The sequence below is a fragment of the Nocardia sp. NPDC004860 genome (assembly GCF_040609015.1).
Taxonomy (GTDB): Bacteria; Actinomycetota; Actinomycetes; order Mycobacteriales; family Mycobacteriaceae; genus Nocardia.
Genome location: NZ_JBEXJI010000025.1, coordinates 55,446 through 79,981 on the forward strand (window position 1 = coordinate 55,446; position 24,536 = coordinate 79,981).

The following is a 24,536-nucleotide window of genomic DNA, read 5'->3' on the forward strand; positions in this document are numbered from 1 at the left end:
AGCCGAGGCAATCGCATCCGGATCATGAGGAGCGCCGGTGGATTCCGACATCTGTTACGCGTCCGCGCGGGAGCTGGCCGGCTGGCTGCGCACCCGCCAGGTCTCGGCCGTCGAGGTGGTACGCGCCCACCTGGATCGGATCGAGCGGATCAATCCCAAGGTCAATGCCATCGTCACCCTGGTCGGCGAGCAGGCGCTCGACGCCGCCCGCGCCGCCGACCAGCGGGTGGCCGCCGGGGCCGAACCCGGTCCCCTGCACGGAATTCCGATGGCGCACAAGGACACCCACGACACCGCGGGCATCCGCACCACCTACGGCAGCCCGCTGCTGGCGCAGCAGATCCCCGAGCGCGACGAGCTGCTGGTCGAGCGGCTGCACGCGGCCGGGGTCATCACCGTGGGCAAGACCAATGTGCCGGAGTTCGGGGCCGGCTCGCACACCGTGAATCCGATCTTCGGCGCCACCCGCAATCCCTACGATCTCGGCAAGTCGGCGGGCGGCAGCAGCGGTGGCGCCGCGGCCGCGCTGGCGTGCGGTCTGCAGCCGCTGGCCGACGGCAGCGATATGGGCGGGTCGCTGCGCAATCCGGCATCGTTCTGCAATGTGGTGGGCTTCCGACCGTCGCCGGGCCGGGTGCCGACCTGGCCGGATCCGCACGCATGGGCGACGCTGACGGTGCAGGGGCCGATGGCGCGCACGGTGGCCGATGCGGCGCTGCTGCTGTCGGTGCTGGCGGGCCCGGATCCGCGCAGTCCCATCGCGATCGCCGAACCCGGCTCGATCTTCACCGGATCCCTGGACCGGGATCTGCGCGGGCTGCGGGTGGCGTGGTCGCCGGATCTGGGCGGCGCGGTGCCGGTCGATCGGGCGGTGCGGGACGTGCTCGAACCCGCGGTCCGGGTGTTCGCCGAACTCGGTGCGGTCGTGACCGCGGACTGCCCGGATCTGTCGGGGGCAGAACAGGTTTTCCGGACGCTGCGCGCGTGGCTGTTCGCGCTGGCGCTGGAACCGATACTGGCGTACCGGGATCGGGTCAAGCCGTCGCTGGTGTGGAACATCGAGCAGGGGCTGGCGCTGAGCGGGCGCGACATCGCCGAAGCCGAAGTGCTGCACACGATGCTGTTCCATCGGATGCGGGAGTTCTTCGAACGCTATGACGTGCTGCTGCTGCCGGTGAGCCAGGTACCGCCGTTCGATGTGGAGCTCGAGTATCCGGACACGGTGGACGGCGAGCCGATGTACACCTATCTGGATTGGATGCGGTCGGCGTATTTCATCAGCGCCACCGGATGTCCGGCCCTGTCGGTGCCCGCCGGATTCACCACGGCGTGGCTGCCGGTGGGGTTGCAGATCGTCGGACCGCATCGCGCCGACCGCCTGGTTCTGGAGGTCGGGCACGCCTTCGAGCAGGCCACCGGATTCGGCACCGTACGGCCGCCCATCGCCGCAGGCTGATTCCTCTCGAAGCCCGAGGCCGAGCCGGTGTCGAGCCCCGCCGCGGAGCCGTGTTCGCGGGCCGGGCGCGAACCCGGCCCGCGAACGGTCGTGACTACTCGCCGCCCAGCCGCACCGGCAGGCTGGTGTGCCCGTTGGAGATGAAGCTGCCCAGCGGGGTCAATTCCATTGCGTCCGTGGCCAGCCGGAGGTTCGGGAAGCGCTCGAACAGGGCGGGCAGCGCGATGGCGGCCTCCAGCCGGGCCAGCGGGGCGCCCAGGCAGTGGTGGGCGCCGTAGCCGAAGGCGACGTGCTGGTCCTTGGTGTCGCGGTGGATGTCGAAGCTGTCGGCGGTCGCACCGTGGATCCGCGGGTCGCGGCTGGCGCCCGCGTAGGAGGCCAGAATGGCCTCGCCCTTGGGGATGGTGAAGCCGTCGATCTCGATGTCCTCCACCGCGTATCGCAGCGGCAGGTGCGCCACCGGCGACTGGAACCGCAGGGTCTCCTCGATGACGTCGTTCCACGACGCCTGCTCGGCGACGACCGCGGCCAGCTGCTCCGGGTGGGTGAGCAGGGCGACGATGGCCTGGTCGAGCAGGTTCACGGTGGTCTCGTGCCCGGCATTGATGACGAGCATGAGGGTTTCGACGAGTTCCTTGTCGGCCAGCTGCGAGCCGTCCTCGTCGTCGCGGGCGGCGATCATGGCGCTGGTGATGTCGTCGCCCGGGTTGTCGCGGCGGTAGGCGACGAGTTCGCCCACGCGCTCGTACATTTCGAGGAAGTTGGCCATGGACTCCTCGGCGGACAGGGACCCGTCGAAGAAGCCGTCGACGCACTTGTGGATGGCGGCGTCGAGGTGCTCGGGCACCCCCAAGAGGCCGCTGATCACGCGGATCGGCACCGGGTAGGCGTAGAGCGAGCGCAGATCGGCGACCGAGCCCGCCGGGAGCGCGGCCAGCTCGTCGAGCAGCTCGGCGACGATGGCCTCGATGCGCTCGCGCATGGCGGTGGTGCGACGGTGGGTGAAGGCCGGGGACACCAGCTTTCGCAGCCGGCGGTGGTCGGCGCCGTAGGCGGTGAACATGTTCTCCACGGCCACCCAGGGCAGCAGCGGCCAGGCCTCGGTGATCTCGCCGTTGATGAACGCGGACCAGTGCTGGCGCGGATCCTTGGAGACGCGGGCATCGGCCAGCAGGGTCTTGAGCACGGCCTGGTCGGTGACCGACCACGCCGTCACGCCGCCGGGCAGCTCGACCAGCGTGATCGGGCCCTGCTCGCGAATCCGGGCGGATTCGCCCTGGATATCGGTGCCGGTGACATCCAGCACGATCGGGCTCTGGGACATGGAGCGCTCCTTACATCGCGCGCAGCGCGGGACTGATCGGGAATTCGACCGGCAGTGCCACCATGGCGCGGTGGAACGGGCCGGGTCGCCAGGAGATGTCGTGTTTCGGGACGGCCAGCGTCAGGTCCGGCACCGCGTCCAGCAACTGGTCGATGGCGGTCTGCGCGACCAGGTAGGCCACCGATCGGGCGGGGCAGGCGTGCGGGCCCGCGCTCCAGGCCAGGTGCGACCGGTTGCCGGTGCGGTCGCCGCCCGCGATCTCGGGATCGTTGTTGCAGGCGGCGAGGCTGATCAGGACCGGCTGATGGGCGGGCAACCAGGTGGTGTCGATGAGGATGGGCTGACGCGGGTAACTGATGGAGAAGTTGGCCATCGGCGGGTCGTTGAAGAGCACCTCGTCGAGCGCGTCGCGGGTGGATAGGCTGCCGCCCAGCATGTCTCCGCCGAAACGGTCGTCGGTGAGCATGAGCAGCAGGGTGTTACTGATCAGGTTCTGCATGGGCTCGAGGCCCGCGCCGTAGAAGCTGACCAGCTGATACAGCATCTCCTCGTCGTTCAGCGCGGACGAGTGATGGGCCATGCGCGAGGTGACGTCGTCGCCGGGCTCGGCGCGGCGCATGGCGATGAGCTCCATGAGCGCCTCGGCCAGGGTCTGCATGCCCCACGCGGCATTGACGGTGTCGAACAGCGCGGCCATGCCGGTAGCCACCCGCTGGCCGATATCCGCTGGGCAGCCGACCAATTGGTTGAGCACCTCGAACACCAGCGGCAGCGCGTACTGCGACACCAGGTCCGCGCCGCCCTCGACGGCCAGGCCCGCGATGAGCCGGCCCGCGATCTCCTCGACCGTGGAATGCACGGCGTGCAGGTCGATCCCGTCGATACCGGCGGTGTAGGCCTGCCGGTAGCGGGTGTGCTCGGCGCCCGCGTTGCGCAGCGCGTTGGGGTACCACTGCATCATCGGCCGGATGGGCGAATCCTCGGGGATGCCCTCCTGCCAGACCCGCGGATCGGCCGGAAAGTGCTCGGGATCATTGAGGATTCGCAGCGCGGTCCGATAGCTCACCACCAGCGTCGCGGGCACGCCGGGCGCCAGCTCGATGGGCACCATGGAGCCGTGCTTCCGACGCATCTCGCGATAGGCGCGGTGCGGATCGGCCGCGAATTCCGGTGTTCCCAACAGCATCCGGGGCTCTGCCACTCCGACCGGCGATCCTCCGCGCACCGGGCATCCCCCAGCTCCCGAGACCACGCCCCACGATCCTGTCGACTCCAAGTCCGAAACTCCCTACCGACGAACGACTTTCACCGGACCCACCGGGTCGTCCCCGTCGAGTCAACGCTTCGAACCCTAGCAGCCTCGCAGCACACCCACCCCTTTTGTGAAACGGCAACCACCGGTCCTACTCCTCGACAATCGAGGTGATGAGCGTGCGACTGCCGACGGTGCGGGTGGTGACGGTCTGGGTGAAGACGTCCTGGAGTTCGCCGGGACGCTGCTGGGCGACCTTCACCGCCCAGTGGTCGTCGTCGGCGGCGGCGATCCGGCTGACCTGCACGCAGTAGCGGGTGCCGATGGGCAGCGAGTCGATGCCGCTCTGGATCTTGGCGGCGTCCGCGACATTCGCCGCGTCCTCGGCCACGAATTCCCGTGCGACGCTGCCGGAGCGGAGCACGTAGTAGGCGTACTCGAAGGCGAGGACGGCATCGGGGCCGCTGGCGATGCCGCCGGGATCGGTACCGGTCACCCCGTCGGGGGTGCGGCGGGACTGGCAGCCGTCGGCGGCCGCGGCCGCGCCCGCGGAGGTGGTGATCGAGGTGGGGACGACGCTCGTGCTGCGGCGGGTGGGTGCTGCCGCCGTGGAGCTGGTCGGGGCCCCGGCCGCACTGTGCGGGCTGGAGTCGGCGAGCGTGGTCAGGATTCCGACGGCGGCCGCCGCCGCTCCGGCCAGCAGCGCCACGGCCAGGAACACCAGCAGGGTGCGCGAGCGGGTCCACTGGCGCGACGATGGAGTCGCCTTGTGGCTGTGCGTCTCCCGAGGCGGCGGCGCCGGTGTCCGAGGCCGCGCGCCCTCGATCGCCTCGCTCACCGCGACCGACAGCTCGGTGCAGGTGGCGAAGCGGGCCCGGGGATTCTTCGCCATCGCCCGAGCCAGCACCGGATCCAGGGCGGCGGGCAGCGCCGGATTCCGTTCCCGCACCGAGGGCACCGGCGCCCGGACGTGCCGGTAGATCAGCCGCGGCAGATCCGTGTCGGCGAACGGCGGTGCGCCGGTGAGCATTTCGAACAGCGTGCAGCCGAGGGAGTAGACGTCGGCGCGGCGGTCGACCCGGGCCTCGCCACTGAAACGCTCCGGCGCGGTGTACTGGAAACTGGCCACCACCTCACCGTTCTCGGTGATGCCGCGCACCTCGTGCCGGGACTCGGCGATGCCGAAGTCGGTGAGCAGCGCCCACTCTCGCGGCTGGGCGGTCAGCAGCACATTGGCGGGCTTGACGTCGCGGTGCAGCACGCCCGCCTCGTGGGCATAGTCCAGGGCGCGTGCCAGGTCGGCGGTGATGGCGGCGGCGCGGGCGGGCTCCAGGGGCCCGCCCAGCAGTTCCGCGGCGAGATCGGAGCCGTCGACGTAGGCCATGGCCAGCCACAGCTGTCCCTGTTCCTCGCCGCGAGCGTAGATGGTGACGATGTTCGGATGCGACAGCCGGGCAATGATGTTCGCCTCCCGCAGGAAACGCTGCCGGGTCTCGTCGTCATCGCTGGCCACGCGATTGAGCAGCTTCAATGCGACGAACCTGGGTAGGTCCCGATCGTGGGCCAGATACACCTCGCCCATCCCACCGGCACCCAGTAGTCGCTCGACCCGATATCCGGCGAAGACCACGCCGGTCCGGAGCTGCTCAGCCAACCAAATCCTCCCGATCCACGTGCACCGCAGACAATACCGGGCACCCGGGGCCGAGTCCGCCGCCCCGCCCCACCCGGTTCCGCGGCCCGGCATCCGGCACGAAACGGGGGTGAACGGGGTGTGCGGATTGGATACGCTGGAGGGGAACGGCTTACGCGCGCAACGGGGCGAGTCGCCGGGGGTCGTCTCGGGCCGGATGGCAGGAGCCGGGCTGTGCGGTCGTGGAATTCGGCCGGCCGGAAGGACATCCGATGATGAGGACTGTACGGATGCTGGCGGGGGTGATCGCGGCCGCCGGGCTCGCGTTGGGCATCGGCGGGGTGGGCGCGGCCCCGGCGCAGGCGGATTGGCTGCCGCAGTGGGCGCCCTTCGGCACCACGGTGTTCACCTTCGGGGACGCGAATTTCTGTGCGGGGCAGATCACGGTGGGCCTGGAGGTCGCGCACGGCATGCCCGGCCATGTGACCGCGCACGTGACACCGCTGGGGTATCTGGGTGGGCCGTGCGGCAATCACATCGTGCTGGGCTGGCTGGGTTCCGCGGGCGGCGGCTCGCGGGATGTGTATGTCCGCACCGGTGCTGGTCCGGGTGAGACCCAGACGGTCGACCTGTGGGTCGGGATGGGACTGGCCAAGCTGTTCGCCAACAGCTGGCCGCTGCAGGGCCCGTGGGCGGAGTGGTATCTGATCGTGCCCTGAGCGAGCGCTGTATGCCCTGCGCGAGCACTGTGCCCTGGCCGCAGCGCTATTCGGACGTCGCCGGCCGCAGGCAGGCGATCGCGGTGGCGGATTCGGACACGATCTCGCGCATGGCGGATTCGGCGCCGGGGCCGTCACCGGACTGGATCGCCGCGGCGACGGCGGCGTGCAGCTGCAGGGCCTGCGGATTGGCCTGCGCCGGCATGAGCTCGTGTTCGGTTCTGCCGGTGAGGACTTCGCGAATGATCGGGGCGAAGACCTGCAGCAGCGGATTGCCGGACGCGGCCAGCAGGGTGGCGTGGAAGGCGATGTCGTGGTCGAGATAGGCGGCGGTGTTGGCGGCGCGGGCCGTGGCCGACATACCCATGACCGCCGCGGTCAGGGCCGCGCACTGCTCCGGCGTCGCGTGCGCGGCGGCCCCGCGCGCGGCCAGTGGTTCGATGCCGGAACGAAGTTCGGCCAGCCCCGCCAGCTGGGCGAAGCGGTGGGGGCCGGCGAGCTGCCAGCGGATCAGCTTGGGGTCCAGCGCATGCCAGTGCGCGGGGTCCAGGACGGTGATGCCCGCGCGCCGGCGGATGCTGACCATGCCCAGGGATTCCAGCACGCGCACGACCTCGCGGGCAACGGTGCGGGAGACGTCGAAGCGGGTGGCGATCTCGTCGGAGGAGATGCGCGTGCCGGGCGCGATGCCACCGGAGGCGATGTCGGCACCGAGCCGATCCAGCACCGACTCGTGCAGGGGCAAGGACTCGGCGCGGTCGACCATGGCTTCAGTGTCACACATCCGAGGCATATCTATCGGCATCCAGAGGGGAATACGTAGTACTTATTTGCGGAACGGCTTGATATAGTCCTCCATATTGGGTTCTGTGCCCTGGATCACTCCACCTCGACTCGAAGAAGCGTCATGCCCAACCTCGAACCCCTCGCTGTCGCGAACCTGGCCGACACGGCCACCCGGCACACCGGCAGCGCCCAGCTCATCACCGCGGCCGTGCTCGGTGTCGCGCTCATCGTCGGCCTGATCACCTGGCTGAAAATGCATCCGTTCCTGGCGCTGGCCATCGGCGCGGTCGCGGTCGGGGTCGTCGCCCGGCTGGGCGCGGCCGACACCGTGGCCTCCTTCGTCAAGGGCTTCGGCTCGACCATGGGCAGCGTCGGCATCCTGATCGGCTTCGGCGCCATGTTCGGCAAGCTGCTCGCCGATTCCGGCGGCGCGGATCAGGTGGTCGACACCCTGGTGAACCGGGCCGGGCCGCGGGCGCTGCCGTGGGTGATGGGCCTGGTGGGCGCGATCATCGGCCTGCCCATGTTCTTCGAGATCGGCGTGGTGTTGCTGATGCCGGTCATCCTGCTGGTCGCCAACCGGTCGCGACTTCCCCTGATGGCGGTGGCGATTCCGGCGCTGGCGGGCCTGTCGGCCATGCACGGGCTGGTGCCGCCGCACCCGGGTCCGCTGGTCGCGGTGGCGGCGCTGAAAGCCGATCTCGGACTGACGCTGGGCCTGGGTGTGCTGGTCGCGGTGCCGACGGTGATCATCGCGGGGCCGCTGTTCGGGAAGCTGGCCGCGCGCTGGGTGAATGTGCCGGTCCCGGAACTGTTCTCGACCGGTGAGCCCGCCGAGCAGCCCGCTGCGGCGAAGGGGCCGCGGCCGAGCTTCACCGCCACGCTGGCGGCCATCCTGCTGCCGGTCGTGCTGATGCTGGGTAGCGCGGTCTTCGACGTGGTGTCGCCGAAGTCCGGATCCCAGGTGAAGAAGGTCCTGGATGTGCTCGGCACCCCGGTCGTCGCACTGGGTATCGCGCTGATCGTGGGCATGATCGTGCTCGGCCGTGGCGGCCGCATGACGCGGGACGCCCTGGCCGACACCATGAACAGCGCGCTGCCGCCGGTCGCGGGCATTCTGCTGATCGTCGGCGCGGGCGGTGGCTTCAAACAGGTGCTGGTCGACACCGGCATCGCCGGCACCATTGCCGACGCGATTCGCGACAGCAGCCTGCCGGTGCTGCTGCTGGCCTGGTTCGTGGCCGCGCTGATCCGGGTCGCCACCGGGTCGGCCACCGTCGCGACGGTGACGGCGTCGGGCATTCTCGCTCCGGTCGCGGCCGGGCTCAGCACCTCCCACGTGTCGCTCATGGTGCTGGCGATCGGCTCGGGCTCGCTGTTCCTGTCGCACGTCAACGACGCCGGGTTCTGGATGGTCAAGGAGTATCTGCGCCTGGACGTCGTGCAGACGCTGAAGTCGTGGAGCCTGATGGAATGCGTGATCTCACTGGCCGGGCTGGCGGGCGTGCTCGCCCTGAGCGCGGTCGTCTAGGAGCAGCGATGGCAACCCCCGCGCGACCGCAGATCGTGGTGCTCATGGGTGTCTCCGGATCCGGGAAATCCACGGTCGCGGGCATGCTGGTCAGCAGCCTGGGCTGGGATCTCCTGGAAGGCGACGACCTGCATCCGCCCGCCAATATCGCGAAGATGGCCGCGGGCCACGCCCTCACCGACGCCGATCGGGAGCCGTGGCTGGAGGCCATCGCGGCCTGGATGTCCGACGAGTTCACGGCGGGCCGCTCGGCCGTCGTGACCTGCTCGGCCTTGAAGCGTTCCTACCGGGACGTGCTGCGCCGCAGCCTCGCCGGACATCCCGGCGCGGTGCTGACCTTCGTGCATCTCACGGGCTCCCGGGACGAGTTGCAGCGCCGCCTCACCGCGCGCATGGACCATTTCATGCCGCCGGGCCTGCTCGATTCCCAGCTCGGCACCCTCGAGGCGCCGGGTCCCGACGAGCATATTCTCAGCATCGAAATCGGCGCTCCCCCACGCGAAGTCGCCGCCGCGGCACTGGCCGCCATCCGGGCTCACAGCTGACACAAAGCTTCAGCTCAGCTTCAGGCTGGCTCTCTACGATCACTCGCGTGAACGCACCGAGATTCGCCGCAGCGATCCTGCTGTCCACCGCCTTCATGGCCGCCGGGTGCGGGCACCCGCAGGCCCGCGCCGCCGGCGACACCACCGTCACCCTCGAATACGGTGGACTGCAGCGGCAATACATCGTCCACTACCCCGCCAACCGCCCGCAGGGCCTGCTGCCGGCCGTGCTCGCCTTCCACGGTGGCGGCGGCAATGCCGAGAACATGGCCGGTTCGTTCGGCTTCGACAAGGCCTCCGACGCCGATGGTTTCATCGCCGTCTACCCGAACGGCTACGAGAAGTCCTGGAACGACGGCCGTGGCGACGACACCAATGCCAGCGCCGCGAATATCGACGACGTGGGTTTCGTTGCGGCCGTGATCGACCGGATCATCGCGAACGACTCCGTGGACCCCACCCGCGTCTACGCCACCGGCATGTCCAATGGCGGCATGTTCACCGAGGACCTCGGCTGCCGCCTGTCCGGGAAGCTGGCGGCCATCGCCCCGGTGGCGGGCCCGCTCCCGCAGGCCGACGTATCCGCTTGCACCCCAACCCATTCTCTGCCGGTCCTGGAGATCCATGGCACCTCCGACCCGATCGTCCCCTATGGCGGCGGTGTCGTGCGCGTCACCTCCGGCCACCACGGTGCGGGCTCGAGCCCGGTGCTCTCGGTCGACGCCACCCAGCAGCTGTGGCGGGAAAAGAACTCCTGCGACGCGGCCACCACGACGACGCTCCCGCAGCGCACCGACGACGGCACCACCGTGACCGTCCAGTCCTCCGACTGCGCGAACGGCGCCGAGGTCGAGCTCTATTCGATCGCCGAGGGCGGCCACACCTGGCCGGACGGCCCGCAATACCTGCCGCAGGTGATTGTCGGCAAGGTCACCCACCAGTTCGACGCCACCGACGTGATCTGGCAATTCTTCGCCCAGTTCCACGCCTAGCCGCCCGATGAATCCACGTGTAGCCGCCAGGTGAACACGGGACGACCAGGACATACCGGTACCGTGGACCAATGGCCGCCTCACAGTTTGCCTGTCGGTAACTCTCGTATGAAACAACCAACGCACAAGCGCCGGATGGTTCCACGAGAGGTGGGCAGCACCTAATGCCGCAACAGCAGGCCGATACCGAGATAGTCGCGACCCCGATGCTGCGGGCCGCCCTCGCACCGCCGGCCCGCACACTGGTCGATATTCTCGCCGCCACCGCCGCGGCGTACCCCGACGCACCCGCCCTCGACGACGGTGAGGTGGAACTCGGATACGCGGAGCTGCTCGCGGAGATCGCGCTCGAGGTCGAGCGCCTGGCCGCGGCCGGGGTGCGGGCGGGCGACCGGGTCGGGGTGCGGATGCCGTCCGGCACGCGCGGGCTGTACATCACGATCCTGGCGGTCCTGCACGCCGGAGCCGCGTACGTGCCGGTGGACGCCGATGATCCCGACGAACGCGCGCGGCTGGTGTTCGGGGAGGCCCGGGTCTCGGCCATCGTGACCGCGGCCGGGATCGAATCCACCGGAGTGGCAAGGGAATCCGGCGATCGGGTGACGTCGACGGCCGTGCCGACGCCCGCCGACGACGCGTGGATCATCTTCACCTCCGGCTCCACCGGCACACCGAAAGGTGTTGCGGTGACCCATCGCAATGCCGCGGCGTTCGTCGATGCCGAGGCGCGGCTGTTCCTCCAGGACGCGCCGATCGGGCCCGGGGATCGGGTGCTGGCCGGACTGTCGGTCGCCTTCGACGCCTCCTGCGAGGAGATGTGGCTGGCGTGGCGGCACGGGGCCTGCCTGGTCCCGGCGCCGCGCGCGCTGGTGCGGACCGGCGCCGATCTGGGGCCGTGGCTGGTCCGCCGGGAGATCAGCATCGTCTCGACCGTGCCCACGCTGGCGGCCACCTGGCCGGCCGAGGCGCTCGAACCCGTGCGACTGCTCATCTTCGGCGGTGAGGCGGTGCCGCCCGAGCTGGCCGAACGGCTTGCCGGCAACCAGCATTCCGAGCGCGAGGTGTGGAACACCTACGGCCCCACCGAGGCCACCGTGGTGGCCTGCGCCGCGCTGCTGGACGGCGGCTTCCCCATCCGGATCGGGCTGCCGCTGGACGGCTGGGACCTGACCGTCGTCGACGCGGCCGGAGATCCGGTGGGCGAGGGCGAATCCGGTGAGCTGGTCATCGGCGGCGTCGGGCTGGCGCGCTATCTCGACCCGGCCAAGGATGCCGAGAAGTACGCGCCACTGCCGTCGGTCGGCTGGGAACGCGCCTACCGCAGTGGCGATCTGGTGCGCAACGATCGCGAGGGACTGGTCTTCCTGGGCCGGGCCGACGATCAGATCAAACTGGGTGGCCGCCGCATCGAGCTCGGCGAGATCGACAACGCGCTGCAGCATCTGCCGGGTGTGACGGGCGCGGCGGCCGCGATCCGGACCACCAAGGCGGGCAACAAGATCCTGGTCGGCTACCTGACCGGACCCGGCGCCGATTACGACCTCACCGCCGCGAGAACCATTCTCGCCGAACAGCTTCCGGCCCCGCTCGTGCCGCGACTGGCCGTGGTCGGGGAACTGCCCACCCGTACCTCCGGCAAGGTCGACCGCGACGCGCTGCCCTGGCCGCTGCCCAAGGCCATCGCCGCCACTCCCGAGAGCGGTCTGTCGGAGACCGAGCGGTGGGTCGCGGGACTGTGGGATTCGATACTCGGCGCGGAGGTCACCGACCCGGACGCCGACTTCTTCGATCTGGGCGGCGGCTCGCTGGCGGCCGCCCAGCTGGTGGCGGCGCTGCGGGAACGGCAGCCGCGCATCGCCGTCGCGGACCTCTACGACCATCCACGGCTGGGCGCCCTGGCCGCCCTGCTCGACGGCTTCGCCCCGACCGCGGCGGTCGAGGAGCGACTGGTCCGGCCGGTGCCCCGGTCGGCGCAGCTGTTCCAGGTGCTGGCGACGATTCCGCTCACCACCCTGACCGGTCTGCAATGGCTGACCTGGCTGGCGATCGTCGGCAATGTCGCCGCCTGGTCGGGGTCGCTGCCGTGGCTGCCGCACCTGTCGTGGTGGTGGATGCTGGTGGCGTTCCTGCTCTTCATCTCCCCGCCCGGGCGGATGGCGCTGTGCGTGGCCGGTTCCCGGCTGCTGCTGCGCGGCGTGCGCGCGGGCACCTACCCGCGCGGCGGGCAGGTGCACCTGCGGCTGTGGACGGCGGTGCGACTGTCCGAGGCCAGCGGCGCCGAGAACCTGTCGGGCGCACCGTGGATGGTGCCGTTCGCGCGGGCGCTGGGCGCGAAGGTGGGCCGGGGCGTCGACCTGCACACGCTGCCGCCGGTCACCGGCATGCTGGAGCTGGGTGACGGCTGCAGCGTCGAACCCGAGGTGGACCTGTCCGGCTTCTGGATCGACGGCGATCTCGTGCACATCGGGCCGATCGAGATCGGGCCGGGCGCGGTGGTCGGCGCCCGCTCGATCCTGCTGCCCGGCACCAGGATCGGACGCAATGCCGAGATCGCGCCCGGCTCCTCGGTGTCGGGCAAGGTGAAGGCCGAACAGGAGTGGGCGGGCTCCCCCGCCGTGAAAGTCGGCCGGGCACAGCATCGCTGGCCCGACGAGACGCCCGCACGGGCCGCGCACTGGGTGGCGATCTTCGGCATCACCTCCATGGTGCTGGCCGCGGTGCCGGTCTTCGCGCTGGGCACGGGGGGTCTGCTGATCGCCTGGTGGATTCGCGACACCCGGACGCTGGCAGCCGGATTCGAGCGTGCCTTCGCCGTCCTGCCGGTGGCCATGCTGCTGGTGCTGGGCGTGTACGCGGCGGTCACCATCGTGGCCGTGCGGCTGCTCGGTATCGGGCTGACCGAGGGCCACCACCCCGTGCGCAGCCGCCAGGGCTGGCAGGCGTGGGCCACCGAACGGCTGCTGGATTCCGCGCGCACCTTCCTGTTCCCGCTCTACGCCAGCCTGCTGACTCCGGTGTGGCTGCGCCTGCTGGGCGCGAAGGTCGGCAAGCGCGTGGAGGTTTCGACGGTCCTGCTGCTGCCGAAGTTCACCGTGGTCGCCGACGGCGCGTTCCTGGCCGACGACACCATGGTCGCCAGTTACGAACTCGGCGGCGGCTGGCTGCGCATCGGCGAGGCCAAGGTCGGCAAGCGCGCCTTCCTCGGCAACTCCGGCATGACCGCGCCCGGGCGGCGGGTGCCCAAGAACGGCCTGGTCGCCGTGCTGTCGGCCGCGCCGTCCAAGGCGAAGGCCGGTTCGTCGTGGCTGGGCAGCCCGCCGACCCGCCTGCGCCGCGCCGCCGAATCCGGTGACACCGCACGCACCTTCGATCCGCCGTTCCGGCTGCGCGTGGCTCGCGCGGTGGTGGAGACCTGCCGGTTGATCCCGGTGTTCGTGACCTTCGCGATCGGCCTGGGCGTGCTGTTCGCCCTGGCCTGGCTGGCCCGGACCCTCGGCCACCTGCCCGCCGCACTGCTCAGCGGTGTGGTGCTGCTGGCGGCGGGCGCGGCGGCCGGCGTGGCTTCGGTGCTCGCGAAATGGCTGCTGGTGGGCCGGATTCGCACCGAGGAGCATCCGCTGTGGAGTTCGTTCGTGTGGCGCAACGAGGTCGCCGACACCTTCGTGGAGCATGTCGCCGCACCGTGGTTCGCGCGCGCCGCGACCGGTACGCCCGTGCTGAATGTCTGGTTGCGTGGACTCGGCGCCACCATCGGCCGCGGGGTATGGTGCGAATCCTATTGGCTTCCGGAGGCTGACCTGGTGACACTCGGTGACGGCGCGACCGTGGAACGCGGCTGCGTGGTGCAGACCCATCTGTTCCACGACCGCATCATGGCCATGGACACCGTCACCCTCGGTGCGGGCGCCACTCTCGGACCGCACTGTGTCGCCCTGCCCGCCAGCGTGATCGGCGCGGGCGCGACCATCGGACCGGCCTCGCTGGTCATGCGCGGCGACAGCGTGCCGCCGTCCACGCGCTGGTGGGGCAACCCCATCGCACCCTGGCCGGAGGGCGGTCGATGATGCCCGACCGGCTCGACCAGCCCATCGACGATTACCTGCCGCAGAACGGGAATCGCGGCTACCGGGTCTCCCGCTACGAGCTGGAGCTGGTGTACAAGGTCGCCAGTAACCGGCTGGCCGGGCGCGCCGACATCACCGCGGTCACCACCGGCGTGCGAGATCGGTTCGCGCTGGACCTGTCTCAGGCGCTGGCGGTGTCCAAGGTGTTCGTGAACGGGGCCAAGCCCGCCAAATTCACCCATCAGCGCGGCAAATTGGTGATCACGCCGCGGCAGCGGATTCCGGCGGGCGGGGTGCTGGCGCTCACCGTGCAGTACGCGGGCCCGCCTCGGCCGCTGCGCGGCCCGTGGGGCGAGGTCGGGTGGGAGGAGCTCACCGACGGCGTGCTGGTGGCCAGCCAGCCCAATGGCGCGGCCTCCTGGTTCCCATGTGACGATCATCCGAGTTCCAAGGCCAGCTACCGGATTTCGATCACCACCGACTCGCCGTACTACGCGCAGGCCAATGGCACCCTGGTGCGCAAGCAGACCAAGGCCAGCCAGACCACCTGGGTGTACGAGCAGCCCGAGCCGATGTCCACGTACCTGGCCACCATCCAGATCGGCCAGTACCGCAAGCAGCGGGTCGACGCGCCGCGCGGCGCGGTGCCCATGCAGGCGGTGCTGCCGCCGCGGCTGCGCGCCGCCTTCGAGCACGACTTCGCGCGGCAGCCGCGCATGATGGAGGTCTTCGCCGAGAAGTTCGGGCCGTACCCGTTCGAGGCGTACACGGTGGTGGTCACCGATGACGAACTCGAGATTCCCATTGAGGCGCAGGGTATTTCGGTCTTCGGGGCGAACCACTGCGACGGGCGGCGCGGCTACGAGCGGCTGGTCGCGCACGAGCTGGCCCACCAGTGGTTCGGCAACAGCCTGACCATCGCACGCTGGCGCGATATCTGGCTGCACGAAGGCTTCGCCTGTTACGCGGAATGGATCTGGTCGGAGGCGGCCGGCGGGCCGAGCGCGGACCAGCTGGCGCGCACCGCACACCGGAATCTAACGCGACTGCCGCAGGACCTCCTGCTCGCCGACCCCGGACCGGATCACATGTTCGACGACCGGGTGTACAAGCGCGGTGCGCTCACACTGCATGCGTTGCGGCTCACACTCGGTGATCCCGTCTTCTTCGATCTGCTGCGCGAGTGGACCGCGCGGTACCGCCACGCCTCGATCACCACCGAGGAATTCACCGATCTGGCAGGGCATTACAGCACCAGGTCACTGCGATCACTCTGGGACAGCTGGCTGCACGCCCGGCCCCTACCCCAATTACCCGCGCTCCCCGCGTTCGGGGCCACTTCCGATACCGGGTAGACTCCCAGCGAACACGTTGTTGATCATGGATGTGCCGGGCCCGGACAAACGCACGGTCACATCAGCGTCGTAGATCGCTACGAACTTCCAAGCAGCCCCCACTGCGCGGCTTAGCTTTCCTTACGGCGATCGATTTTGCCCACTGGCAATCTCGCCACCTTTGTGCCCCCGGCGCGGATCCGAGATCCGCAGCACGGCTCGGGCACACCCCGATGCCCGAAAGGCACTGCAACACCGATGACTTCTGCCCCTGCCTCCTTTGCCGCGCTCGGCGTCCGCGACCCTCTGGTCCGTGCGCTCACCAACGCCGGCATCACTGAGCCCTTCCCCATCCAGGCCGACACCCTGCCCGATTCGTTGGCCGGGCGCGATGTGCTCGGGCGCGGAAGGACCGGCAGCGGAAAGACCCTGGCGTTCTCCATTCCGATGGTGGATCGCCTCGGCGAGCGCGCCCAGCGGTGTGCGCCGAATCACCCGGCCGGGCTGGTGCTCGCGCCGACCCGGGAACTGGCGACCCAGATCGCGGCCACCCTGGAGCCGCTCGCGGCCGCCTATCGCATGTCGGTGACCACCATCTTCGGCGGTGTCTCCCAGCATCGGCAGGTACAGGCACTGAAGCGGGGCGTGGACATCGTCATCGCCTGCCCGGGCCGCCTCGAGGATCTGATGCGGCAGGACCTGATCAGCCTCGACTCGGTCGAGATCACCATCATCGACGAGGCCGACCACATGGCCGATCTGGGCTTCCTGCCCGGCGTCACCCGCATCCTGGCCGCGACGCCCGAAGACGGTCAGCGCCTGCTGTTCTCGGCCACCCTGGACAACGGCGTCAACAAGCTGGTCCAGCGGTTCCTCCCCGATGCGGTGAAACACGCTGTGGACGAAGCGAATTCGCCGGTCGCCGCCATGACCCACCACGTGTTCGAGGTGCCGACCACGGAGGCCAAGCGCGCGGTCGTGCACCGCCTGGCCTCCGGGTCCGAACGCCGAATCCTGTTCACCCGCACCAAACATCAGGCCCGCAAGCTGGCCCGCCAGCTCACCACCGCCGGCATCCCCGCCGTCGACCTGCACGGCAATCTCACCCAGCCGGCCCGCGATCGCAACCTCGCCGCCTTCGCCGCCGGCACCGCCAAGGTCCTGGTCGCCACCGATGTCGCGGCCCGCGGCGTCCACGTCGACGGCGTCGAACTCGTGGTCCACGTGGATCCGCCCGCCGAGCACAAGGCCTACCTGCACCGCTCCGGCCGCACCGCCCGCGCCGGCAACCACGGCGACGTCATCACCCTGGTCCTGCCCGACCAGCGCACCGACCTCGCCGCGCTCATGCGCAAGGCCAAGATCACCGCCACCCCGCAGTCGGTCACCGCCGACTCCCCGGCGGTCACGCAGCTGATCGGCGAGGTGGCCCCGCTGGTCGCCCTCCCCGCGGCCGAGGCCGCCGCACCGCACCGCGTGGACACCTCGGCCGCCTCCCCCGCACGCGGCGCCCGCCAGCCCAAGAAGCGGACCCGCCCGGCCGCGGCCGACGCCAAGCAGACCGCACCTCGGAACCGCCGCAGGCAGGGCTCCCAGCACGCCGACGATGCGCGCACCCCCGACCGCCCCGCGGTACGGAAGCCCGACACCGCCACCGACGGCAGGCCCGCCCGCCGCGCGGGAAGCCGTGCCGGCGGTAAGCCTCGCGCCTCGGCCACCAACACCTCGAACGGCCACAATCCGCGTACCGGTGTCACCCGCGACGAGAACCAGGGCACCCGCGCCCGGACCGAGCGCCGCGGCACGGCCAATGCGCGGCAGGGTGCCCCCGCCGAACCGCGGACGCGCGGCACGTCCGGCCGGACCGCATCCCAGCGCACCGACGGCGCCCCTCGCCGTCGTCGCGCCAACTGACATCCCCGACGACCGCCGCCGCGGCCACCTCGCCGGTGCGCCCGCGGCGCGGCGGCGGCCGGGAGAGTGCGTCCGGAATGTGACATTTGCCCGTATCTAGCGGGCGCAGATTTTCCTACAGTTATTGGATAGCAAGCAGTTACCCGCTCTTACCTCGTAAATTCTCATCTGTCGTCCCGGACGCTTTGACAGGGGTCAGGAGACAAGTCATGAAGCCCGACGCCCCATTGAGTGAGCGGGTCATCGTCAAGTTCGAACGGGTCGAGAATCGCTATCGGGTCTCGGTGACGCCGGTCGATCGGCTGCAGTGGCGCGTGGGGTACGCGCCGGATATGAAAGCGGCCGTCCAGCTGGCCCGCGAATTGGCGAGCTGAGCACTACAGAGCGGGTGCCCCGGGTTCCAGGAGCCGCTTGGGGTGCATGCCGTCGACCTGTCCGATGAACGGCGGATGAATGCTGTAGCCGAGCATTCGGCGAATATCCTCGGACACCGCGCGGACCGTATCGCGGGTCATGGAGAGCGTGAACGCTTCCTGCGGGCGCAGCCACGGTTCGCAGTATTGGGCGGTGAGCGCGAGGCGGGGATGCGCGGAGCGATTCGCACCGCCGCCGTGCCAGAGAGTGCCGACGAAGAATACGCAGCTACCCGCCGGCATCACCACCGGTTCGCGACGGTCGGATTCCCCGGGCAGGCGGTCGCCCCACAGGTGGCTGCCCGGAATGATGTCGGTCGCGCCGTTCTCGGCGGTGAAGTCGTCGATGGCCCAGATGGTGGCCGCCCCCAACCCCTTTCGCGGCCGCGGCAGCGGGTAGAAGCCGTCGTCGGTGTGCAGCATCTGCGCCTGCTCGCCGGGCAGGATGTTGATCACCTGCAGCATGGACAGCAGATAGTTCGGCAGGAACAGCCGGTCCAGCAGGGCCAGCACCCGCGGGTGGTCGGCGATGCGGTCGCAGGCGCGAGTCTTGTTCAGCACGCTGTAGATGCGCTGTGTCGAGTGCCCCTCGAAGTTGTTCCGGCCGATCCGATCCAGCAGTGGCACAACACTTTCCCGGATCCGGTCGAGTTCGGCCGGAGTCAGCATGTCGGGCAGGATCACATAGCCGTCCCGCTCGACGGCGGCCAGATCGGCCTCGGCCACCGCCGGATCCACGCTCGCGCCGCTGCTCGCGGTGCGCCGGTAGGTTCCGGCCAGATCGCCGTCCAGATCGCGTAGCGATGTCACCTTCGCGCTCATCCCGCCATCCTTTACATAACTGAGTTCTGTTATTGTTCGACTGTGGCACGAGCACCGATCGGACGTCAACAACTACTCGACGCCGCGCGCGACGAACTGGTTCACGCCAACGGCACCCTGGAGCTGAGCGCGCTGACCCGCCGCACCGGCCTGAGCACCGGCGCGCTGTACCACCACTTCGGCTCCAAAGTCGGTCTGCTGGCGGCCATCTGGGACGACTTCTACGAGGGCCTGAGCCGGGCCATCGCCGACGACCGGCTCCCGGCCGACAGCGACTGGGCCACCCGCGAGCGCGCCCGCACCCACTGTTTCGTGGCCTTCCACTTCGAGCACCCGCTCGCGGCGCTGCTGCTCAACCGCGCGGCGCCCGATCCGGGCCTCACCGAGATCGAGGCCGTCTACATCCGCAATCTCGGCGACGCGGCCGCCACGAATATCCGCCGCGGGCAGGCCACCGGCGAGATCCCCGCCGATCTCGACCCCGACAGCGCGGGCGCGTATGTCATCGGCGGCCTGCGTCACGGCATCGCCCAGCAGTTGCGCGTACACCCCCGTCCGCCCGTCGACCTTGCCGCCGAACGCCTTTGGCGCTTCACCGCCGCGTCGCTGTCCCTGCCCTGATCCGCAAAAGAACTGGCGATCGCGCCCGCGGCCGCGTATCACTGCGTGCTATGTCGATCTCCACGGCCGACCGGCTGGCCATTCACGAATTGCTCGCCCTGCACGGACATCTCAGCGATGCCGGCGCCGTCGACCGCTTCGGGGAGGTCTTCACCGAGGACGTCGCCTACGACCTGACCGCCTACGGCGCGGGCGTGGTCACCGGCCGGGACGCCCTGCGCGATATGGCGCTCCAACTGGGCGACGGCAACCCGCTGGGACATCACGTCACCAATATCGTGGTGTCGCCGACCGATTCCGATACCGTGCAGGCTCTGTCGAAGGGCCTCGCGGTCGCGACCGACGGCACCACCGCCAGTGTCACCTACGAGGACATCGTCGTCCGCACCGCTTCCGGCTGGCGCATCAGCCGGCGCCGCGTCGTCCCGCGCCGGCAACCCCTCCACCCCTGACGCAAACCCGAGGCGCTCGCTCCCCGAACCGCCACCCGGGTGCTCATCGGCGCTCTGCCGCACGGGTGCGGGGTGCTGGGCCTGCTCATCGAGGAACCGAAACCGCGGTGGCAGTTTCGGTAGACGCGCGGATGCCCCCGTTGAGCGGACGCCTGACAACACCGAGGGTGCGTCAACGGGGGCGTGGGGTCACCGCTGTGGATCCGTCCGATCGACCACTTCCTTCCCGCTCTACCCCGGACGATGTGCCCGTGCTCCGATCGCTGCCGTCGAGCATGCCGCGTGCCGCGGGGTTCCGTTACGGCCGAAAGTCCCTGTCCCCCCGGGAACATGGCCATCACCGATCCCGAATCGCCTCGGGGTCGCGCTGATCGAGCAGAGCGAGGTAGGCGTCGAGTTGGGCTGCGCCGGTGAGGAGGTCGCGGCTGCGGGTGGTCAGGCGTGCTTGCCAGGCGTCGAGGAAGACGGTCAGAGCTGCTGTGCCGCCAGCGGTTCGGAGTGCGGCGAGGAATTGGGTGATCTGGGACAGCCGGTAGTTGCCGCGGCGCAGTTGGCGGGCGATCTCGGCGTCGCGGACGCAGTCCGGGCCGTAGTGGCGGTAGCCGGTGGCGCGATCGCGTTCGGGATGCAGGATGCCCTCGGTTTCCCAGGTGCGCAGGGTCGCCGGGTGCAGGTCGAGGCGGCGGGCGAGTTCGCCCACGGTCAGCGACCTGCGCGGGGCATCCGGCGGGATCGGGGTGGACAGGCTGTGCAGGGCCCTCGCGACGTCGGCTCGGGTGGCGCGTTCGGTGTGCAGGGCGAGGTGGGTGGCGTCGATGAGCCGGTAGGCGGCGTCGGTGTCGCGGCGGTGGATCGCACGCATGATGTCGGTGGCCGGCTGATGGCCGTGGCCACGGCGTAGCGCCAGGAAGGCGCGCAGGGCCTGGGCATGCAGGGGTGTGTAGAGCCGGTAGCCCGTCTCGCTGCGTTCGGTGGGCGGGAGGACGCCTGCCTCGTCGTAATTCCGGATGGCCTGTGCGGACAATCCGTGTTCCCGCGCGAGATCGATGGGTCGCAGATCGCACCTCCGTTTGAGGGTTCGGCCACCTGATACGGGGTCAGGTTCGGGCAAGTTTCACACGAACCTTCAACGATAGTGTCGAAGGCAGTTCCTTCTGGAAGGGGTCTCCATGTCAACTGCCACCGCGCTACAGGCCATCGGCCGCCCGATCGACGACCCGGAAAACCTGGGCCGCGCCCTCGACGACCTGCTCGCCACCCACACCGAACCGCCCGCCCTGTTCGCGCTCGGCGAGCCGACACACGGCATCGCCGCATTCCCGCTGCTGCGCAACGATGTTCTCGGCCACCTCGTCGAACGGGGTTACCGGTCAATCGTTCTGGAGACCGACTACTTCGCCGCGTCCATTGTCGACGACTACGTGTGCGGCGCGTCCACCGAGATCGACACCGTGCTCGCCACCGGGTTCAGCCACGGTTTCGGCGCGGTGCCGGGCAATCGGGAACTCGTCGAATGGCTCCGCGCGCACAATGCCGCCCGCGCGCCGCAGGATCGGGTGCATTTCCACGGCTTCGATGCCCCGGTGGAATACGCCGGCGCCCCCGGCCCACGCCATGCCCTCGCCCGGGCCGCCGACTGCCTGCCCGACGCCCTGCGTCCCGAATCAGTGAGCAAACTCGACGAATTGGCCGGTGAGGATGCCGACTGGACCAATCCGGCCGCCATGTACGACCCGGCGGCATCCATCGGCAACACCCCCCGAGCCCACGCCCTCCGCCTCCTCGCCGACGACCTCGCCGGCGCACTGCACCGCGCCTCCCCCGGCCTGCGCCCCGCCGACCCCGCCGCCTACGACCGAGCCGTGTCCTACGCCCGCACCGCCCAGGGCCTGCTCCGCTACCACGCCGCCATGGCCACCGACACTCCCGACCGCATCGACACCGTCCTCAGCGTCCGCGCCGAAATGATGGCCGGCAACCTGCTCGCCATAGTCGCCCAGGAGCAACACCGGGGCCCATCCCTGGTCTTCGCCCACAACGCCCACCTGAGCCCCGCCCACGATGACACCAAGAGCTGGGGAAATGCCGGTGCGCTCGTCCACATGACGCTGGCGGACCGCTACCTGTTCGTGGCAACCGACGCCAGCCCCGCCCCCGACCCGAACACGCTCCAGCACTCACTGGCGACAGCCACACCCCACCGCAGCCTCTTCCCAGCGCCTGCCCTGCGCGCCGCGCTCTCCCCGTCAACCGGCACGAGCACACCGATTGTGCCCGGCCACATCCCACTCACCCCCGCCGACCTGTCCGGCGCGGCCGCGGTCGTCTTCATCGCCGACACCGACGGAAAGCGCCATCAGTATTGGTAGCGCAACCGGCGGCATCGAACCGATGCATCAACGGGAGAGCTCACCGGTGAGCAGAAACTGTTCCAGCCGAACAGAATACGGCGTCGGATCGATGCCCTGTCCCGTGAGCCAGGCCTCGCTGTAGTACTTGTCGAGGTAGCGTTCGCCCGGGTCGCAGAGGAGGGTGACGACGCTGCCCCGGTCGCCTCGGGCGAGCATGCCGGAGATGACGGCGAAGGCGGCCCAGACCCCGGTGCCGGTGGAGGCGCCGCAGCGGCGGCCGAGCAGGCGCTGCAGGAGGTGGACGCTGGCGACCGAGGCGGCGTCGGGGACGCGGATCATGCGGTCGATGGCGTGCGGGAGGAAGCTGGGTTCGATGCGCTGGCGGCCGATGCCCTCGATGCGGGATCCCCTGGCGGAGGTGGTGTTTCGGTCGAGGGTGCGCCAGCCTTCCAGGAACGCCGAGTTTTCGGGGTCGGCGACGCAGATGCCGGTGTCGCGCTGGGTGTAGTGGACGTAGCGGGCCAGCGTGGCGGAGGTGCCGCCGGTTCCCGCGGTGGCGACGATCCAGCTCGGTTCGGGGTAACGCTCCTGTTCGAGCTGGCGGAAGATCGATTCGGCGATATTGTTGTTGCCCCGCCAGTCGGTGGCGCGCTCGGCGTAGGTGAACTGGTCCATGTAGTGGCCGCCCCGTTCCCGGGCGAGCCGGGCCGCGACCTCGTACACCTCGCTGGGGTCGTCGACGAGATGGCAGGCGCCGCCGTGGAATTCGATGAGGTCGATCTTGGACCGCACGGTGGAGCGCGCCATGACGGCGACGAACGGCACGCCGATCAGCTTGGCGAAGTACGCCTCCGACACCGCGGTGGATCCACTGGACGCCTCCACCACCGGGCGGCCGGGCCGCAGCCAGCCGTTGCACAGCGCGTACAGGAACAGCGACCGCGCCAGCCGATGCTTGAGACTGCCGGTGGGATGGGTGGATTCGTCCTTGAGGTAGAGGTCGATGCCCCATTCCGGCGGTAGCGGGATGGTGAGCAGGTGGGTGTCGGCGGAGCGGTTGCCGTCGGCCTGCACCTTGCGTACGGCCTCGCGCAGCCAGCTCCGGTACTCCGGGTCGGAGCGGTCGATGTCGGTCTCGTCGGCGAGCGTGTCGTCCTGGATCACAGCCATCTCGGTGTCCTTCTGGTTCAGGCCGGCGAAGCGGAGCGGGGCACCTTCGACGCTAGCCGGGAATCCGAGTTTCCCAGTGTGACCTGGGGCGATATTTCCCAAGCAGCTGTAATAGGGGGTGAAAGCTCCGCTAATGGCCCGCTGCGGTGACCCGTGCGCCGAGGCCACCATCGGGGGCTAGTGCGAGACGGCGGCCTCCACCAGCCGCGCGGACTCCCGCAGTCCGCCGATGACCGCGCGCACCGCCGGAACCGCCTCGAGTTTGGGCAGGGTGACCGCCAGCACCCGCCGCTCCATGGCGGGTTCCACCGGCAGCGAGCGCACCGCTCCCGGCGCCGGCACACCGGACAGCGCGAGTTCGGTGGCCAGCGCGACACCCAGCCCCTCGGCGACCAATCCGGCGACCGCGCCCGGATTCTCGGTGGCATAGGCGATGTCGGGATGGAATCCCGCGTCCGCGCAGGCGTCGACGAGGTGTCCCCGGCACTGCGGGCAGCCCGCGATCCACGTCTCCTTCGCCAGTTCCGACAGCTGCATAGGGGTGGTGCGCGCGGTCCCCGCCAGGCGGTGCCCGGCCGGCAGCAGTGCCCGCAGCCGATCGGTGAGCAGGGTGTGCGCATTAAGCTCGGAGAGGTCGGGACTGGCTGCGTCACAGGAGCTTTCGCTGTCCGGCACCTTGCCGTGCGGATAGTCGAAGACGATCGCGATCTCGCACTCCCCCGCCCGCAGCATGGCCACCGATTCCGGCGGCTCGGCCTCGATCAGGGCGACCTTCAGCCGGGGTTCCGCGGCCTGGATGCGCGCAATGGTCTTGGGCACCAGCAGATTGCACGCGCTCGGAAACGCCGCCAGCCGGACCGTCCCGGCCCGCAGTTCGGTGAGCGCCCGGATCTCGGCCTCGGCCGCGTCGAGACTGCCGAGCACAGTCGCGGCGTGCCGGGCCAGCGCCGCACCGGCCTCGGTAAGCTGCAGCTGATGGCCCGACCGGGTCACCAGCGCGGTGCCGAGCACGCGTTCCATGGCCTTGATCTGCTGGCTGATCGCGGGCTGGGTGTAGCCGAGCTGCCGGGCGGCGGCGGAGTAGGACCCGGTCCGCGCGACCGCCCTGAAGATCTTCAGCTGCCTGATCTCCAGCATGGTCCCCATCCTAGGCACAC

At 70.0% G+C, this 24,536-nt stretch carries 20 protein-coding genes; 12 read left to right on the forward strand and 8 right to left on the reverse strand.

The features are described from left to right. Nucleotides 1-37: 37 nt before the first annotated feature. Nucleotides 38-1,456 carry an amidase gene (locus ABZV44_RS33680; protein ID WP_354845398.1) on the forward strand — a complete coding sequence of 473 codons (1,419 nt, stop codon included), beginning with the start codon at nucleotides 38-40 and terminating at the stop codon, nucleotides 1,454-1,456. Between the two features lie 94 nt (nucleotides 1,457-1,550). Here ABZV44_RS33680 and ABZV44_RS33685 read toward each other — a convergent pair whose 3' ends face one another. From ABZV44_RS33685 to ABZV44_RS33695, 3 genes are all read right to left on the reverse strand, one after another. Then, nucleotides 1,551-2,780, reverse strand: coding sequence for a cytochrome P450 (locus ABZV44_RS33685; RefSeq protein WP_354845401.1), 1,230 nt, complete (start codon nucleotides 2,778-2,780; stop codon nucleotides 1,551-1,553). 10 nt (nucleotides 2,781-2,790) lie between these two features. Next, the gene (locus tag ABZV44_RS33690) at nucleotides 2,791-3,966 is read right to left on the reverse strand and encodes a cytochrome P450 (RefSeq protein ID WP_354845609.1); all 1,176 of its coding nucleotides are present in this window, start codon (nucleotides 3,964-3,966) and stop codon (nucleotides 2,791-2,793) included. Between the two features lie 217 nt (nucleotides 3,967-4,183). Further along, a complete protein-coding gene (locus ABZV44_RS33695; protein ID WP_354845404.1) occupies nucleotides 4,184-5,686 on the reverse strand; it encodes a serine/threonine-protein kinase in 1,503 nt (500 codons plus the stop codon). A 254-nt stretch (nucleotides 5,687-5,940) separates the two neighbouring features. Between ABZV44_RS33695 and ABZV44_RS33700 the strand changes: the two genes are divergently transcribed. Beyond that, nucleotides 5,941-6,384, forward strand: a complete 444-nt coding sequence (locus ABZV44_RS33700) for a hypothetical protein (protein ID WP_354845406.1) — start codon at nucleotides 5,941-5,943, stop codon at nucleotides 6,382-6,384. 46 nt (nucleotides 6,385-6,430) lie between these two features. Here ABZV44_RS33700 and ABZV44_RS33705 read toward each other — a convergent pair whose 3' ends face one another. Beyond that, nucleotides 6,431-7,168, reverse strand: coding sequence for an FCD domain-containing protein (locus ABZV44_RS33705; RefSeq protein ID WP_354845409.1), 738 nt, complete (start codon nucleotides 7,166-7,168; stop codon nucleotides 6,431-6,433). A gap of 123 nt (nucleotides 7,169-7,291) precedes the next feature. Between ABZV44_RS33705 and ABZV44_RS33710 the strand changes: the two genes are divergently transcribed. From ABZV44_RS33710 to ABZV44_RS33740, 7 genes are all read left to right on the forward strand, one after another. Continuing rightward, nucleotides 7,292-8,701, forward strand: a complete 1,410-nt coding sequence (locus tag ABZV44_RS33710) for a gluconate:H+ symporter (protein ID WP_354845412.1) — start codon at nucleotides 7,292-7,294, stop codon at nucleotides 8,699-8,701. 8 nt (nucleotides 8,702-8,709) lie between these two features. Beyond that, on the forward strand, nucleotides 8,710-9,246 hold the full coding sequence (locus ABZV44_RS33715; protein ID WP_354845415.1) for a gluconokinase: 537 nt from the start codon (nucleotides 8,710-8,712) through the stop codon (nucleotides 9,244-9,246). Between the two features lie 47 nt (nucleotides 9,247-9,293). Beyond that, a complete protein-coding gene (locus tag ABZV44_RS33720; protein WP_354845418.1) occupies nucleotides 9,294-10,238 on the forward strand; it encodes a PHB depolymerase family esterase in 945 nt (314 codons plus the stop codon). Between the two features lie 164 nt (nucleotides 10,239-10,402). Continuing rightward, a complete protein-coding gene (locus tag ABZV44_RS33725) occupies nucleotides 10,403-14,302 on the forward strand; it encodes a Pls/PosA family non-ribosomal peptide synthetase (protein ID WP_354845421.1) in 3,900 nt (1,299 codons plus the stop codon). Then, on the forward strand, nucleotides 14,299-15,657 hold the full coding sequence (locus ABZV44_RS33730; RefSeq protein ID WP_354845423.1) for a M1 family metallopeptidase: 1,359 nt from the start codon (nucleotides 14,299-14,301) through the stop codon (nucleotides 15,655-15,657). The genes ABZV44_RS33725 and ABZV44_RS33730 overlap by 4 nt, the downstream gene beginning before the upstream one ends. 237 nt (nucleotides 15,658-15,894) lie before the next feature. Continuing rightward, a complete protein-coding gene (locus ABZV44_RS33735) occupies nucleotides 15,895-17,550 on the forward strand; it encodes a DEAD/DEAH box helicase (RefSeq protein WP_354845426.1) in 1,656 nt (551 codons plus the stop codon). A 209-nt stretch (nucleotides 17,551-17,759) separates the two neighbouring features. Beyond that, nucleotides 17,760-17,924: a hypothetical protein gene (locus tag ABZV44_RS33740; protein ID WP_354845429.1), complete on the forward strand. Its 165-nt coding sequence runs from the start codon at nucleotides 17,760-17,762 to the stop codon at nucleotides 17,922-17,924. Between the two features lie 3 nt (nucleotides 17,925-17,927). Here ABZV44_RS33740 and ABZV44_RS33745 read toward each other — a convergent pair whose 3' ends face one another. Further along, a complete protein-coding gene (locus ABZV44_RS33745; protein ID WP_354845431.1) occupies nucleotides 17,928-18,785 on the reverse strand; it encodes a phytanoyl-CoA dioxygenase family protein in 858 nt (285 codons plus the stop codon). Nucleotides 18,786-18,827: 42 nt separating this feature from the next. Here ABZV44_RS33745 and ABZV44_RS33750 point away from each other — a divergent pair, with 42 nt between their 5' ends. Together ABZV44_RS33750 and ABZV44_RS33755 are read left to right on the forward strand one after the other, a co-directional pair. After that, the gene (locus ABZV44_RS33750) at nucleotides 18,828-19,406 is read left to right on the forward strand and encodes a TetR/AcrR family transcriptional regulator (RefSeq protein WP_354845433.1); all 579 of its coding nucleotides are present in this window, start codon (nucleotides 18,828-18,830) and stop codon (nucleotides 19,404-19,406) included. 50 nt (nucleotides 19,407-19,456) lie between these two features. Beyond that, on the forward strand, nucleotides 19,457-19,858 hold the full coding sequence (locus ABZV44_RS33755) for a nuclear transport factor 2 family protein (protein WP_354845435.1): 402 nt from the start codon (nucleotides 19,457-19,459) through the stop codon (nucleotides 19,856-19,858). 337 nt (nucleotides 19,859-20,195) lie between these two features. Here ABZV44_RS33755 and ABZV44_RS33760 read toward each other — a convergent pair whose 3' ends face one another. Further along, complete coding sequence (locus ABZV44_RS33760; protein WP_354845612.1) at nucleotides 20,196-20,915, reverse strand: MerR family transcriptional regulator; 720 nt, start codon at nucleotides 20,913-20,915, stop codon at nucleotides 20,196-20,198. A 112-nt stretch (nucleotides 20,916-21,027) separates the two neighbouring features. Here ABZV44_RS33760 and ABZV44_RS33765 point away from each other — a divergent pair, with 112 nt between their 5' ends. Then, complete coding sequence (locus tag ABZV44_RS33765) at nucleotides 21,028-22,227, forward strand: erythromycin esterase family protein (protein WP_354845438.1); 1,200 nt, start codon at nucleotides 21,028-21,030, stop codon at nucleotides 22,225-22,227. A gap of 27 nt (nucleotides 22,228-22,254) precedes the next feature. Here the strand turns inward: ABZV44_RS33765 and ABZV44_RS33770 are convergent, their stop codons facing one another. Beyond that, nucleotides 22,255-23,379 carry a PLP-dependent cysteine synthase family protein gene (locus ABZV44_RS33770; protein ID WP_354845441.1) on the reverse strand — a complete coding sequence of 375 codons (1,125 nt, stop codon included), beginning with the start codon at nucleotides 23,377-23,379 and terminating at the stop codon, nucleotides 22,255-22,257. A 177-nt stretch (nucleotides 23,380-23,556) separates the two neighbouring features. Next, nucleotides 23,557-24,516, reverse strand: coding sequence for a LysR family transcriptional regulator (locus tag ABZV44_RS33775; protein ID WP_354845444.1), 960 nt, complete (start codon nucleotides 24,514-24,516; stop codon nucleotides 23,557-23,559). Nucleotides 24,517-24,536: the final 20 nt, after the last annotated feature.

Excerpts from the sequence above, each read along its gene's own strand:
- ABZV44_RS33685 (WP_354845401.1), bottom strand. The coding sequence starts at position 2,780 with ATGTCCCAGAGCCCGATCGTGCTGGATGTCACCGGCACCGATATCCAG.
- ABZV44_RS33690 (WP_354845609.1), bottom strand. The coding sequence starts at position 3,966 with ATGCTGTTGGGAACACCGGAATTCGCGGCCGATCCGCACCGCGCCTAT.
- ABZV44_RS33700 (WP_354845406.1), top strand. The coding sequence starts at position 5,941 with ATGAGGACTGTACGGATGCTGGCGGGGGTGATCGCGGCCGCCGGGCTC.
- ABZV44_RS33705 (WP_354845409.1), bottom strand. The coding sequence starts at position 7,168 with ATGTGTGACACTGAAGCCATGGTCGACCGCGCCGAGTCCTTGCCCCTG.
- ABZV44_RS33710 (WP_354845412.1), top strand. The coding sequence starts at position 7,292 with ATGCCCAACCTCGAACCCCTCGCTGTCGCGAACCTGGCCGACACGGCC.
- ABZV44_RS33715 (WP_354845415.1), top strand. The coding sequence starts at position 8,710 with ATGGCAACCCCCGCGCGACCGCAGATCGTGGTGCTCATGGGTGTCTCC.
- ABZV44_RS33725 (WP_354845421.1), top strand. The coding sequence starts at position 10,403 with ATGCCGCAACAGCAGGCCGATACCGAGATAGTCGCGACCCCGATGCTG.
- ABZV44_RS33730 (WP_354845423.1), top strand. The coding sequence starts at position 14,299 with ATGATGCCCGACCGGCTCGACCAGCCCATCGACGATTACCTGCCGCAG.
- ABZV44_RS33735 (WP_354845426.1), top strand. The coding sequence starts at position 15,895 with ATGACTTCTGCCCCTGCCTCCTTTGCCGCGCTCGGCGTCCGCGACCCT.
- ABZV44_RS33740 (WP_354845429.1), top strand. The coding sequence starts at position 17,760 with ATGAAGCCCGACGCCCCATTGAGTGAGCGGGTCATCGTCAAGTTCGAA.
- ABZV44_RS33745 (WP_354845431.1), bottom strand. The coding sequence starts at position 18,785 with ATGAGCGCGAAGGTGACATCGCTACGCGATCTGGACGGCGATCTGGCC.
- ABZV44_RS33755 (WP_354845435.1), top strand. The coding sequence starts at position 19,457 with ATGTCGATCTCCACGGCCGACCGGCTGGCCATTCACGAATTGCTCGCC.
- ABZV44_RS33765 (WP_354845438.1), top strand. The coding sequence starts at position 21,028 with ATGTCAACTGCCACCGCGCTACAGGCCATCGGCCGCCCGATCGACGAC.
- ABZV44_RS33770 (WP_354845441.1), bottom strand. The coding sequence starts at position 23,379 with ATGGCTGTGATCCAGGACGACACGCTCGCCGACGAGACCGACATCGAC.
- ABZV44_RS33775 (WP_354845444.1), bottom strand. The coding sequence starts at position 24,516 with ATGCTGGAGATCAGGCAGCTGAAGATCTTCAGGGCGGTCGCGCGGACC.